The organism is Arthrobacter sp. CAN_A2, from assembly GCF_015752045.1.
Taxonomy (GTDB): domain Bacteria; phylum Actinomycetota; class Actinomycetes; order Actinomycetales; family Micrococcaceae; genus Arthrobacter_D.
Genome location: NZ_JADOUS010000006.1, coordinates 136,455 through 149,465, shown reverse-complemented (window position 1 = coordinate 149,465; position 13,011 = coordinate 136,455). Strand labels below are relative to the sequence as shown.

The 13,011-nt window shown below is 69.9% G+C and carries 11 protein-coding genes; 5 read left to right on the top strand and 6 right to left on the bottom strand.

What is annotated here, in order from left to right; all coding sequences use genetic code 11:
• Positions 1-22: 22 nt before the first annotated feature.
• From IWX63_RS09640 to IWX63_RS09620, 5 genes are all read left to right on the top strand, one after another.
• Positions 23-760, top strand: a complete 738-nt coding sequence (locus IWX63_RS09640) for an HpcH/HpaI aldolase family protein (protein WP_442859119.1) — start codon at positions 23-25, stop codon at positions 758-760.
• 93 nt (positions 761-853) lie between these two features.
• Entirely contained in the window at positions 854-1,279 is a 426-nt protein-coding gene (locus IWX63_RS09635; RefSeq protein ID WP_199277951.1) for a hypothetical protein, read from the top strand.
• 54 nt (positions 1,280-1,333) lie between these two features.
• Positions 1,334-2,350, top strand: a complete 1,017-nt coding sequence (locus tag IWX63_RS09630; protein ID WP_334685767.1) for a nitronate monooxygenase — start codon at positions 1,334-1,336, stop codon at positions 2,348-2,350.
• A gap of 77 nt (positions 2,351-2,427) precedes the next feature.
• Positions 2,428-5,133 (top strand): magnesium-translocating P-type ATPase, encoded by a 2,706-nt coding sequence (mgtA, locus tag IWX63_RS09625; RefSeq protein ID WP_199277949.1) that lies wholly within the window; start codon positions 2,428-2,430, stop codon positions 5,131-5,133.
• A gap of 246 nt (positions 5,134-5,379) precedes the next feature.
• Positions 5,380-6,078 (top strand): CPBP family intramembrane glutamic endopeptidase, encoded by a 699-nt coding sequence (locus IWX63_RS09620; RefSeq protein ID WP_199277948.1) that lies wholly within the window; start codon positions 5,380-5,382, stop codon positions 6,076-6,078.
• 50 nt (positions 6,079-6,128) lie between these two features.
• On the opposite strand, the gene IWX63_RS09615 is transcribed toward IWX63_RS09620, so the two are convergent.
• From IWX63_RS09615 to IWX63_RS09590, 6 genes are all read right to left on the bottom strand, one after another.
• Entirely contained in the window at positions 6,129-6,455 is a 327-nt protein-coding gene (locus tag IWX63_RS09615) for an L-rhamnose mutarotase (RefSeq protein ID WP_199277947.1), read from the bottom strand.
• Between the two features lie 42 nt (positions 6,456-6,497).
• Positions 6,498-7,958, bottom strand: a complete 1,461-nt coding sequence (locus IWX63_RS09610; RefSeq protein ID WP_199277946.1) for an L-fucose/L-arabinose isomerase family protein — start codon at positions 7,956-7,958, stop codon at positions 6,498-6,500.
• Positions 7,959-8,039: 81 nt separating this feature from the next.
• The gene (gene rhaS, locus IWX63_RS09605) at positions 8,040-9,101 is read right to left on the bottom strand and encodes a rhamnose ABC transporter substrate-binding protein (RefSeq protein ID WP_199277945.1); all 1,062 of its coding nucleotides are present in this window, start codon (positions 9,099-9,101) and stop codon (positions 8,040-8,042) included.
• A gap of 61 nt (positions 9,102-9,162) precedes the next feature.
• Positions 9,163-10,353: an ABC transporter permease gene (locus IWX63_RS09600; RefSeq protein WP_334685766.1), complete on the bottom strand. Its 1,191-nt coding sequence runs from the start codon at positions 10,351-10,353 to the stop codon at positions 9,163-9,165.
• A complete protein-coding gene (locus tag IWX63_RS09595) occupies positions 10,346-11,389 on the bottom strand; it encodes an ABC transporter permease (protein ID WP_199277944.1) in 1,044 nt (347 codons plus the stop codon). The genes IWX63_RS09600 and IWX63_RS09595 overlap by 8 nt, the downstream gene beginning before the upstream one ends.
• Complete coding sequence (locus tag IWX63_RS09590; protein WP_199277943.1) at positions 11,386-12,939, bottom strand: sugar ABC transporter ATP-binding protein; 1,554 nt, start codon at positions 12,937-12,939, stop codon at positions 11,386-11,388. Before IWX63_RS09590 ends, IWX63_RS09595 begins: the two co-directional genes overlap by 4 nt.
• Positions 12,940-13,011 lie beyond the last annotated feature (72 nt).

Here is a 13,011-nt window from a genome sequence, read left to right as displayed (position 1 = left end):
GGCCGATCGCCCGCTCGTCGGCATGTGGGTGTGTTCGGGCAGTCCGCTCGTCGCCGAGATCTGCGCAGGGGCCGGGCTGGACTGGCTGCTCGTGGACGCCGAGCACAGCCCGAACGGACTCGAGTCGATCCTCGCCCAGCTGCAGGCCGTCCACGGGTACCCGGTGCAGACGCTCGTCCGGCCCCCCGTCAACGACACCGTCCTCATCAAGCAGTACCTGGACCTGGGCGTGCAGAACCTGCTGATCCCGATGGTGCATTCGGTCGCGGACGCCGAGGCGGCCGTCGCCGCGACCCGCTATCCGCCGGAGGGGGTGCGCGGCGTCGGGTCAGCGCTCGCGCGGGCGGCCCGCTGGAACCGGGTGCCCGAGTATCTGACGCGCGCGTCCTCGACGATCAGCGTCACCGTGCAGATCGAGTCGGCGGCGGCGGTCGACGCGGTGGAGGGCATCCTCGCGGTCGACGGCGTCGATGCGCTCTTCGTCGGCCCGTCCGATCTCGCGGCATCCATGGGTGTCCTGGGCCAGCAGGAACACCCCGAGGTGGTGGTCGCCGTCGAACACTGCCTGGCCGTTGCCGGGCGGGCCGGGAAACCGGCGGGCGTCAACGCCTTCACCCCGTCCGTCGCGCGAGGGTACCTGGGCCATGGGGCAGGGTTCATCCTGGTCGGCGCCGACGTCGCGCTGCTCGCCCGCGGGTCCGAGGCCCTCGCCGCAGGGTTCATCCCGGCGTCCGACGGCGGTCCTGGCGCCGGCTACTGACTATTCCCCGTCCGGCGGCGGATTCCCGCGAGGCTGTCGACGATTCGCGACGACGGCGTTCCCGCCCGGGCGGTGTCCCGCTAGGCTCCGATCATGACTCGACCGATCCTTCCCGGCCTGGCCACGCACCGGCCGCCCGCCGGCCTCGCCGCCCTTCTCCTCGCCGTCGTCGCCGCCTTCCAGGCGGCGCTGGCCGCGGGTGCCCCGTGGGGGGAAGCCGCCTATGGAGGCGCCCACCGGGGTGTTCTCCCGACCAGGCACCGGGCGTCGAGCGCCGTCTCCGCACTGGCCTACGCCGCACTGGTCCTGGTCACCCTCGGCAGGGGTCCGGGCCCGACGGCGCGGCACCGGATCCTCACGGCGGCGTCGGGGCTGATGATCCTCGGCACGGCGATGAACCTCGCGTCGCGATCCCGCGTCGAACGGCTGGTGTGGACACCGGTAGCAGGGACGCTCGCCGTCACCCTGTTGCGCGTGACCCGCGCATCCCGGATGGTTCCTTCCCGCACAGGATCATGAGTCGGTCGACGGAACGCCGCCACGCTCTTCCGAGCACCTACCCCGGGAGTCCTCGTGCTTGCTTCTGATCTTTCATCGCTACGCCGCCAGATCGTCGGAGCGCCCATGGCCGGAGGACCCTCGACACCGGAGCTGGTGGCGGCGGTCACCAACGCCGGCGGCCTGGGGTTCCTTGCCGGTGGGTACAAGTCGCCGGATCGGCTCACCCAGCAGATCCGCGCCACCCGGACCCTCACCGGGGGCCCGATAGGGGTCAACCTCTTCGTCGTGTCCCCGAACGACGGCGACGACGAGGAGGTCGAGGCATACCGTCGGGAGCTCCAGGTGCACGCGGACAGGTACGGCGTCGACCTCGGGAGGCCCCGCTGGGACGACGATGCGTGGGAGGGCAAGCTCGACGTCGTGCGCGCCGAGCGACCGGAGATGGCCTCGTTCACCTTCGGCTGCCCCTCCGCCACCATCCTGCGCGAACTCGACGCGCTGGGGGTCCTCACCGCGGTGACCGTCACGGATGCCGCCGAAGCACGCACCGCTGCCGGCAACGGCGCCCGCGTCCTCGTGGTGCAGGGGCCCGGGGCCGGAGGCCACCGGGCGACCTTCGATCCTGCCACCGACCCCGGCACGAGTCCGCTTCCCGAACTCCTCGCCGCCATCCGGACCGTCACCGACCTGCCCCTGATCGCGAGCGGCGGCATCAGTACGCGCCGGCTCGCCGAAGAGATACTCAGCGCCGGAGCGACTGCCGTGCAGGTCGGAACTGCCCTGCTGCTGGCGTACGAGGCAGGGACAACCCCCGCCCACCGCGCGGCGCTGGAGGATCCGCGCTTCACCGAGACGTCGGTCACGCGCGCGTTCACTGGACGACCGGCACGGAGCCTGCACAACCGCTTCATGGACGACCACCCGATCACCGCTCACGCCTACCCCCAGATCCACTACATGACAGCCCCGCTGCGCGCGGCTGCAGCGGCGACCAACGACGTGCAGGCACTCCACCTCTGGGCCGGGACCGGGTACCGCCATGCACAGCGAGGATCCGCCGCCGACATCGTCGCCGCGCTGACCCCCTGATCCTGCCAGGACCCCACCCGCATCGCCGACGTGCGGACTTACCCTAGGACGTAGCTCGTCCTACGATCGGATGCCGCATGCGAGAGCTCGAGGTCCGGGGACCGCGTCCCCTGCCGCTGGTGATCTCCGACGCCGCCCATCTGCCGGCGGAAGAGGTCGCGGCGCGGCTCGGCTCCGGCGCCGGGGGACTGACCCGCAGCGAGGCCGCCCGGCGCCTCGCCGAGCTGGGCCCGAACGCGGTGCGCACCCACCAGGCCAGCGGATGGTCGGTCCTGGGCCGTCAGCTGCGGAGCCCCATCCTGCTGTTGCTGCTGATCACGGCCGGCCTCTCGCTCTTCCTCGGCGATGCCACGAATGCGATCGTGATCGGCGTGATCCTGCTGGTCAGTGTAGGGCTGGGCTTCAGCAACGAATTCCGGGCCGAACGCGCCGCCGAGGCACTGCACTCCCGGGTCACCCACCGCGCCGTCGTGGTCCGCGACGGGAACCCCGGGGAAGCCGACGTCACCGCGCTGGTGCCCGGTGACGTCGTGCACCTGGCCATCGGCGCGATCATCCCCGCCGATATGCGGCTCCTGACGGCGAAGGACCTGCTCTGCGACGAAAGCATCCTTACCGGGGAATCGATGCCGGTCGGCAAGGATCCCGCGCCCGCCCCCGCCGCCGCCGCCCTCGGGGACCTGACGTCGTGCCTGTTCATGGGAACGGTCGTCCAGGCCGGCAACTGCGTCGGCATGGTGGTGGCCACCGGCGGAAGGGCGGAATTCGGACGGATCGCCCTCGGCCTCGGCGAGCGTCAGCCCCAGACCGAATTCCAGCTGGGACTCCAACGCTTCTCCTACCTCCTGCTCCAGGTGGCGATCGGCCTCACCTCGCTGATCTTCATCGCCAACCTGGTGCTGCAGCGGCCGGTGATCGAGTCGCTGCTGTTCTCACTCGCCATCGCCGTCGGGATCACGCCGCAGCTGCTGCCCGCCATCGTCAGCTCGAGCCTGGCCACCGGAACCCGTCAACTGGCCAAGCGCAAGGTCCTCGTCAAACGGCTGGTCTGCATCGAGGACCTCGGCGACATGGACATCCTCGTGACCGACAAGACCGGGACGCTGACCGAGGGCCGGATCAGCTTCACCGCCGCCCTGCCCGCCGCCCCCGGCATCTCGGCACCCCAGCTGCTCACCCTGGGGTTGCTCGCCACAGAAGCCGACTACGCGGAGTCCCAGCGCTCCCTCGTGGGTCTGAACCCGCTGGACGCCGCACTGTGGACCTCCGCCGGCGCCGCCGCCTTCCAGCCCGCACGGTACAACCGGCTCGACGTCATCGACTTCGACCATCTGCGCCGCCGGACCAGCGTGCTGGTCAGCGACGCCGGTGCCGCCGCCCGCCTGATCACCAAGGGGTCACCGGAAGACGTCCTGGCGCTCTGCGGAGACACCATCGCCGCCGGCGTGCAGGCGATGCTGGACGAACAGTTCGACGCCGGATCCCGGGTGGTCGCCGTCGCCACCCGGGACGCCGATGGCCTGACCGAGATCGGGCCCGCCGACGAGAAGGACCTGGTCCTCGCCGGTTTCCTGATCTTCCTGGACCGACCCAAATCCACCGCCCGCACCTCCCTCGACCGGCTCGCGGACCTCGGCATCACCGTCAAGATCGCCACCGGAGACAATGCCCGGGTGGCCGAAAAGGTCTGCGACGAGCTCGGGGTCTTCTCCGGCGGAACGCTGACCGGCACCGCGGTCGAGACCATGTCCGATCCGGAGCTGGCCGCTGCGGCGCGGGAGGCCAGCATCTTCGCCCGGGTGTCTCCCGAGCAGAAGGCCCGGATCATCAGGCTGCTACGGCAGAGCGGAGGGTCCGTCGGCTTCATGGGAGACGGCGTCAACGATGCGCTGGCACTGCACGCCGCGGACATCGGCATCTCCGTCGACAGCGCGACCGATGTCGCCAAGGATGCCGCCGACGTCGTGCTCCTGGACAAGGATCTGGGGGTCCTCGCCGAGGGTGTGATGGAGGGCCGCCGGATTTTCGCCAACACCATCAAGTACGTCCTGATGGGGACCTCCAGCAACTTCGGCAACATGTTCAGCGCGGCCACGGCCTCCGTGGCGCTGAGCTTCCTGCCGATGCTGCCGGGGCAGATCCTGCTCAACAACCTGCTCTACGACGCCGGCCAGCTCGCCATCCCGGGGGACCGCGTGGACAAGGAACAGCTGCTCGCGCCGTCGCACTGGGACATCGGCTTCATCCGGCGCTTCATGTTCCTTTTCGGCCCGATCAGTTCCCTGTTCGATTTCGCCACGTTCGCCCTGATGCTCTACGTGTTCGATGCCGTGCCGGGCGAGTTCCGGGCCGGCTGGTTCATCGAGTCCATCGTCACGCAGACGCTGATCATCTTCGTCATCCGGACCCGGCGGGTGCCCTTCTACCGCAGCCGTCCGTCCGCGGGCCTCATCGGCGCCTCCCTGGCCGTCGTGGCCCTCGGCGTCTATCTTCCGTTCTCGCCCCTGGCCGGGGTCCTCGGCTTCGATCCGCTGCCCGTGCCGTTCTTCCTCGCCCTGCTCGGGATGGCCGCGATCTACCTGGTGCTGGTGGAGTTCGCCAAACTCTGGTTCTACTCCCGCGCCGCGCAGCAGCCCGTCCTGCCCCCGTCCGAAGGGCTCCGGCGCCGCGGCCGGACCCACCACATCGCGCGCAGGGCCGCACGGTTCAGCACGGCCACCCACGGCCACATGCTCCATCACCCGGGCTCCCGACGGGGCCACTCGGCCGGCCGCCCCCAATGACGATGGAGCCACCGTGGCAGAGAAGCCGCCACTCCTGACGACCGGCCTGATCCCGCGGACGGGGTCCCCGGCATCCGCCGTCGGCATGCTCGAGCCGACCATTCCCATCACTGCCCTCCGAGAGGCACCGAGGTGTTCGAGCGGGTCGCGGATAGCGTGGAAGCTCACCGCACAGCCACATCATGACCCGGGGGCCCTCCTATGACAGCCATGCCAAGCAGCGAACGAGGACCCGCGGGTCGGCAGGTGACGCCGACCACTCTCGGTCAGGCGGCCTGGGCGTTGATGTTCGTGGTCGCCTACATCGCCGTCGTCGCCGGCACGATCGTCGCCGTCGGGTTCTCCGGCATCGTCGACTTCACCGTCGCGTCCCTGCTGCCGGTCTTCCTCGTGACGGTCACCGCGGCCGCGATCCTCGCCCTCTACGTCCATCTCGTCCGCCGGAACCGCCTCAGCCCGGCCGATCTCGGCTTCCGGCGGCCCTCACCCCGGTTGTTCCACCTGCTCTGGCAGATACCGGTCATCATCGTCGTCTGTGGCAGCCTGCAGGGCATCTTCCTCGTCGCCCTGACCTCCCTCGGTGTGGACACAGCGTCGGCCGGGACAGCCGATGACCCCCTCGCGGAGATCACCGCCCTCTCCGGCCCGTGGATCGTCGTCTGCTTCGTGGTCATCGCGGTCCTCACACCGCTCTGGGAGGAGATCCTGTTCAGGGGCGCATTCCTGGACGGCTTCACCCGGCGCTTCCGGCCGGGTGTGGCGATCGTCCTGTCCGCCGCCCTCTTCGCGGCCGCCCACCTCGTCCTGCTGGGCTTCGTCTACCTCTTCACCCTCGGCATCGCGCTGGCCCTCCTCCGACGGTTCCACCGCAACCTCTGGGCACCGATACTCCTCCACGCCGCCAACAACGCGCTCGTCACCCTCACCATCCTCGCCATCGTCTAGCTCGGACCCTCCTCCCCGGTCCGGGCCCGACGGAACCGCCGCCCGTGGACCTACAGCTGGTCCTCCAGGTGGAAGACCTCCTCGAAACGGAGGAAGCCCTCATCCGGGCGGCCCTCGAGCGCCTCGAAGAACGGCCCCATCTCCGCCTGCCAGCGGGCGTTGACCCCGGTCGCGGCCATGGCGGCCTGCGACGCGGCGAAGTCCTCGCACTCCACGTACCCGATCAGCAGCCCGTCAGGGCGCAGGAACAGGGAGTAGTTGTTCCACCCGGTGTCCTTCAGTGCCCGTGCCATGTCCGGCCAGATCGCCGCGTGGCGCTCCCGGTACTCGGGGATGCGCCCGGGCCGGACCTGCAGCTGGAAGCATACGCGTTCCATGGGTCTCCGTTCGTCGTCGTGGATCTCGCGGGGTGGGAAGGATCAGAGGGCGACGTGGCGGTGCTCGACGCCGAGCAGTGACGCCGCGGCTCTCACATCGGCGGCACGGTGGCCCACGCAGAGCGCCCAGTGGTGGCCGACGCCGGTCCGGCTCCACTCGTCCACCCAGAGCCCGGGGTCTCCTCCGAAGTCCACGCGGGACGTCGTGTTCCCGATGGCGAGCAGCGGGCCGGGGACCACGGTCCCTTCGGAGGTGACGAAGACGTAGGAGCCGTCCGGGTCCTGCCCGATACCGAACGTCGTCACCGGGCCCTGCCGCACGTCGAACTCCACGGAGACGCCCCATCCCCGCTTGCCGTGATAGACGCCGAGCCCGCGCAGCAGCGGCTGGGCTGCACTGACCGCGAGGTGCGCCGGACCGTCGTGCCCCATCTCCACCACGCCGTCGAAGAAGTTCAGTGCCTGGATCTCCGTGAAGGACCCGCCGGCGCCCATCGCCTGCGCCGCGAGCATCGCGATCGAGGTCCGCAGCTCGTACTCCCCCGCCATGGGGACGCCGCGGGCCGTGAGGATGGACGCGCCGAGGATCATGCCCGCCCCGAGGCGTTCGTGCTGCTCCCCCGCGAGGCCGCGGTGGTAGTAGGCGAGCGAGTCGAGGTCGAACTCGGTGACGAGCCGGTCGAGCCCCACCGAGACCTTCGCGCCCCAGGCGAAGTCGTCCTCGTCCACGGATCCGTCCATGGTGAACAGGCTGCGGGCGAGGTCCATGCGCTCCTGGACCTGGTCGTCCGTCACCTCGCCGACGAATTCGCGGAGGTCGTCGAACTCGACCACCTCCACGTGGGAGCCGAACGTCGTAGAGACCGTGGTGAGATCCGTCGAGACGTCCAGCATGCCCGGGTACACGTGGCCCATCAGCCCGTGACGCGCGTGCCGGAGCCGGCCGCGCACACCCGCCGCGTGGACCCACCGGTCGATGCGCTCCCACGCGGACTCCTGCGTCAGGTACCCGGACACCGATCGGAAGGGGATGCCCGCACGCCCGAAGACGTTCGCGACCTCGGGGACGGGGCACTGCCCGCAGTAGGCGAGCCACTTGCCGGTGTCGAAGTTCGCGTGGTCCATGGCCTCGGTGGGCTGCAGGTCGATCACGAGGACCGGGGTCTGCGCGCGCTGCGCGATGGGCAGCACCATGGACGACGTGAGGTAGGTGGTGAGGAAGATGACAATCAGATCGCAGTCTGCGCGCCGGAGCTCCTCGGCCGCCGTGGCCGCCTCCCGCGCATCGGACACGAAGCCGACGTCGGTCACGTCGGCGTCGAGCGCCTCGAAACGGGAGGTGACATACCGCACCGACTCCCGCAGCTGCGGCAGGAGGTCGGGGAACTGCGGCCAGTACGCTCCGAGGCCCCCAGAGACGAGGCCCAGGCGGGTGGGGCGGCGGCGGATCGGCTCGAGCCGCGCCGGGGGCGTGCCGGGTGCTGGCGCGGAATCGGTGGTCATGGGTGTGCTCCTCAACTGGAGGGTCGGAATCCCGTGGGAAGGGCGGGGCATCCGTGGAGGACACCCCGCCCTGCTCGGCGGCTAGAAGTCGTAGTCGTCGATGTTGTCCGCGTTGAACTGCGTGGGCGGACCGACGAGCACGATCCCGCCGTCACCGACCTCGCGCTCGCCGAGCTCGCCGGCCTCGAACGTGTCGCCGACTTCCCCCGTGATGTCGCCGTCGGCCAGTGCCTTGCCCGCGAAGGCCGCGACATAGCCGAGCTGCGCCGGATCCCAGAGCGCGAACTCGGTGACGGTGCCGTCCTTCACGAACGGCCGCATCTCGTTCGGCAGGCCGAGGCCGGTCAGCGCGACCTTGCCCTTGTACTCGGAGGTGGAGAGGTACCGGGCGGTCGCGGCGATGCCGACCGTGGTGGGCGAGATGATGCCCTTCAGGTCCGGGTAGGCCTGCAGGAGTCCCTGCGCCTCCTGGAAGGACTTCGTGTCGTCGTCGTCGCCGTAGACCTTCGCCACGAGCTCGATGTCCGCGTAGTCGGGGTTGGACGCCAGTTCCTCCTCCATGAACTTGATCCATTCGTTCTGGTTCGTGGCGTTCGCGGTGGCGGAGAGGATGGCGATCTCGCCCGCGCCGCCGATCTGCTCGGAGATGAGCTCGAGCTGGATCAGGGCGACGTCCTTGGCGTCCACCTGGCTGACGAAGAGGTCGCGGTAGTCGGGGTTGGTGTCTGAGTCGAAGGCCACGATCTTCGCGCCGGCGGCGCGGGCCTCCTCGAGCGCGGGGCCGACGGCGTCGGGGTCGTTGGCGGCGATGACGATCACGTTGGTGCCGCGCTGTGTCTCGGCGTTGATGAACGACACCTGGCTCGACGCACTGGCGTCCAGCGGGCCGACCACCTCGGAGGACGCGAAGCCGGCCTCCGATGCGCCGGCCTCGCCGCCGCCCAGCACCACGTCGGTGTAGGGGTTGTTGAGCTGCTTGGGGATGAAGGTGATGGTCTGCTCGCCTTGCGACCCGTTGCCGCCCTCGCCGCCGCTGTCGGAGCCGGTGTCGCCGCCGCAGGCGCTGAGGACGAGCGCGGCGCTCGTGGCGAGGGCCGCGACGGCCACCCGTCGTCGGGTGGATCCGGAGTGGATGAACCTCATTGTTTCTTCCTTTCGATGTGCGCTGGAAACCAGTCGCCGGGTGCAACCCCAGGGGGACGGCCTAGGGAAGTGGTGCGGTGCGGACACGCCTGGCGTGGCGTGCCTCACGGATGGCGGACGCGATGTTCGGCGCCACGACCGAGATGATGAGCAGGGAGCCCGTGACGATGATGAGGACCACCTCGGAGACGCGGTCCAGTTTGAGCGCGTAGTTGATGGTGCCGATCAGCAGTACCCCGGCCAAGACGCCGGGGATGGACCCCTTGCCGCCGAAGATCGAGACTCCACCGAGCAGCACCGCCGCGATCACCGCGAGTTCCAGGCCGCTCGCGTTGTCGCTCCGGGCGCTGGAGTAGCGGAGCGTCCAGTAGATGCCGGCGAGCGCGGACACCGTGCCGGTGGCCAGGTACAGCAGGAACTTGGACCGGGCGACGTCGATGCCGACGAACGTCGCGGCCTCCCTGCTGTAGCCGAGGGCGAAGAGCCCCCGGCCGAAGGGCGTGAAGTGCAGGACGACGGTGAACGCGACGATGAGCACGACGACGCCGATCATGACCGTGGGGATGCCGGTCCCTCCGATCTTCGACGTGAAGAAGGCGGTGAGCCCGGGTGGGAAGTTCGCCACCGCGTTGTCGCCGATGACCACGAGCGCGAGGCCGCGGAAGAGCGCCAGCGTGCCGATGGTGACCGCCAGGGACGGCAGCCCGAGATAGGCGATGAGCACCCCGTTGAAGGCTCCCGCGACGAGTCCCGCCAGCAGGCACACCACCAGGACGAGTGCGATCGGCATGCCGCCCTGCCAGAGGACACCCATGAGGGCGCTGGTCAGCCCTGCGATGCTCGCGACCGAGAGGTCGATCTCCCCCGAGATGATGACGAGCGTCATCGGCAGCGCGATGAGCAGGGTCGGGATGACGTCGAGGAGCAGGAACCCCACGGTGACCGGCGACGCGAACCGCGGGATCGTGAGGCAGGCGAAAAGCACGACGACGATCAGCACGTAGATCATGACGGCGTCGCGCCCGAGGAGGATCCTCGCGGCGCCCGTGCGGCCCTTCGGGATGGCGAGCACCTTCGTGGAGTCGGCCGTCCGCCCCGCCGGGCGGGCCTGCTTCGGCCGCTTCTCCTCCGGGGTCCTGGTGCCTGGGGCGGACATGCGCCTGCCTTTCGCTGGGGTGCCGTTCTCCGGCTGGTGCCCTTCGGGCGGGGTGGTGTCCTGCGGACCGGGCTGGGCGTCGAGGCGGTCAGACATTGCGGGCCTCGGCGATCCGGAGCTTGCGGGCGGACCGGACACTGGCGATGCGGTCGATGACGACGGCGGCGAGGATCAGGACGCCGACGATGGCCTGCTGCCAGAACTTGTCCACGCGCAGCGCCGTCAGGGCGCTGGTGATGGTGGTCAGGAGGAGTGCTCCGATCGCTGCGCCGAGCACGGTGCCGCTGCCGCCGAAGATCGCGACGCCGCCCACCACCGCGGCGGCGACGACGTCGAGCTCGAGGCCCGCTCCCGTCGTCGCGCCCACCGAGTTGAAGCGGCTGGCGTACAGGACGCCGGCCAGGCCGGCCAGCAGGCCGTTGACCACGAAGGCGAGCAGGACGCGGCGGGTGACGGGGATGCCGAACAGGCGGGCGGCGTCGGGGTCGGATCCGATGGCGTACAGGTCGCGTCCCTGGCGGGTGCCGAACATGTACACCGCGACGATCGCGACGACGCCCACCGCGATGAGCGTGATCAGGGGGAATCCTAGGAAGGTGTCCACGGACAGGTCGCCGAAGGCCTGGGGCCGGTCGCCGGCGAAGTACTGGGTGCCGCCGGCCCACGCGTTGTTGATGCCCCGGAAGATGTAGAGCGTGCCGAGCGTGATGACGAGGGCAGGCACCTTCGCGATGGTGATGAGGAGGCCGTTGAACGCGCCGAGTACCGCGCCGAGGAGCATCCCGAGGACGAAGACCACGGCGATCGGCAGATCGGGGGCGGCGGCGAACATGCTGCCGGTCCCGAAGGCGACGAGCCCGAGGATGGATCCGACGGACAGGTCGATGTTCCGGGTGATGATGACGAGGGTCTGGCCGACGGCCAGGATCATCAGGATGGTCGCGTTGAGCAGCAGGTCCTTGATGCCCTGCTCGCTGAGGAACAGCGGGTTCAGCGCGGCGGTCACGGCGACGAGCAGCACGAGGGCGAGGATCACCGGGAGTTCGCGGAGCTTCAGGATCGACGCGAGGACCGAGGTCTTCTCGTGTCCGGAGGCGGGGTGGGCGGGCGCGCTCTTGCTGTCGAGGCTCATCGCGAGGACTCCAGGGATGCGGTGGCGGCGTGCATGACGGTTTCGGCGGTGGCCTCGGCGCGGTCGAGGCGGCCGGTGATCCGCCCCTCCCGCATGACCAGCACGCGGTCGGCCATGCCCAGCACCTCGGGCAGTTCGGAGGAGATCATGAGGATCGCGATGCCCCGTCCCGCCAGCTCCGAGATCAGGCGGTGCACCTCGGCCTTGGTGCCGACGTCGATGCCGCGCGTCGGCTCGTCGATGATCAGGAGCTTCGGGTCCGTGGCGAGCCATTTGGCGAGGACGACCTTCTGCTGGTTGCCGCCGGAAAGGGTGGAGACGGCGTGTTCGGGCGAGCCGGCCTTCACCTGGAGCCTCTTGCCCCACGTCTCGGCGGCCTCACGCTCGGCGCGCGCCCTGATGATACCGAACCGCGCAAGGGAGTGGCGGAGCGTCAGGGCCGTGTTGCGCTCGACCGACAGGTCCATGACGAGTCCCTGCTTGCGGCGGTCCTCAGGGACGAAGCCGATCCCGGCGTCGATCGCGGCACGCGGGTCCTTGCGGCGCAGCGGCGTGCCGAACATCCGGACGGTGCCCGACTCGTAGCGGTCGATCCCGAACACGGCACGCGCCACCTCGGTGCGCCCGGCTCCCACCAGTCCCGACAGGGCCACGATCTCGCCCGCCCGCACCTCGAAGTCGATGTCATGGAAGACACCCGGCCGGGTCAGCCCCTCGACCTTCAGGACGACGTCGCCGGCCTCCGTCTCGGTCTTCGGGAACAGTGCGTCGATGTCGCGTCCCACCATCTCCCGGACGATGGCCTCGACCGAGGTCGCCCGCGTCTCGTGCGTCGCGATGTAGGCGCCGTCCCGCATCACCGTGATGCGGTCGCACAGGCCGAAGACCTCGTCGAAGCGGTGGGAGATGAACAGGATGCCGCTGCCTGCGTCGCGCAGGCGGCGGGCGACGGCGAACAGGCGGTCCACCTCGACGCCGCTGAGCGCCGCCGTGGGCTCGTCCATGACGAGGATGCGCGCGTCGAGGGAGATGGCCTTGGCGATCTCGATGATCTGCTGATCCGCGATGGACAGTCCCTCGGCCACGCGGTCGGGGTCGATCGGGACACCGAGCTGGCCGAACAGCTCCCTCGCGCGGCGCCGCATCTCGACGCGGCTGATGAGGCCGAAGCGGCCCCGGGGCTGGCGCCCGATGAAGATGTTCTCGGCGACCGTGAGATCGGGGAAGAGTGTGGGCTCCTGGTAGATGACGGAGATCCCGGCGGCCTTGCTGTCGGCGACGTTGCGGAAAGTGACGTCCTGCCCGCCCACGAGGAACTCCCCCGCATCCGGGTGGTGGACCCCCGCAAGGATCTTCACGAGGGTGGATTTTCCCGCGCCGTTCTCGCCCACCAGCGCGTGGATCTCGCCCGCAACCAGGTCGATGGTGCCGTCGGCGAGGGCGACGACCGGGCCGAAGGTCTTCAGTGCCCCCCGGAGTGCCAGCACGGGGGTCCGCCCCGGTGCGGACGGATCCGTGGCGTCGCTGCCACGGCCATCAGGATGCGTCAATGCAACTCCTCGGGAAGAAATGAATCGTTTCAGATTCGGCTTCCTCGAATAGTAGGCGCGACCTCCATCACC

Coding starts and splice junctions, on each gene's coding strand:
- IWX63_RS09640 (WP_442859119.1), top strand. CDS start 23: ATGTGGGTGTGTTCGGGCAGTCCGCTCGTCGCCGAGATCTGCGCAGGG.
- IWX63_RS09635 (WP_199277951.1), top strand. CDS start 854: ATGACTCGACCGATCCTTCCCGGCCTGGCCACGCACCGGCCGCCCGCC.
- mgtA (WP_199277949.1), top strand. CDS start 2,428: ATGCGAGAGCTCGAGGTCCGGGGACCGCGTCCCCTGCCGCTGGTGATC.
- IWX63_RS09615 (WP_199277947.1), bottom strand. CDS start 6,455: ATGGAACGCGTATGCTTCCAGCTGCAGGTCCGGCCCGGGCGCATCCCC.
- IWX63_RS09610 (WP_199277946.1), bottom strand. CDS start 7,958: ATGACCACCGATTCCGCGCCAGCACCCGGCACGCCCCCGGCGCGGCTC.
- rhaS (WP_199277945.1), bottom strand. CDS start 9,101: ATGAGGTTCATCCACTCCGGATCCACCCGACGACGGGTGGCCGTCGCG.
- IWX63_RS09600 (WP_334685766.1), bottom strand. CDS start 10,353: ATGTCTGACCGCCTCGACGCCCAGCCCGGTCCGCAGGACACCACCCCG.
- IWX63_RS09595 (WP_199277944.1), bottom strand. CDS start 11,389: ATGAGCCTCGACAGCAAGAGCGCGCCCGCCCACCCCGCCTCCGGACAC.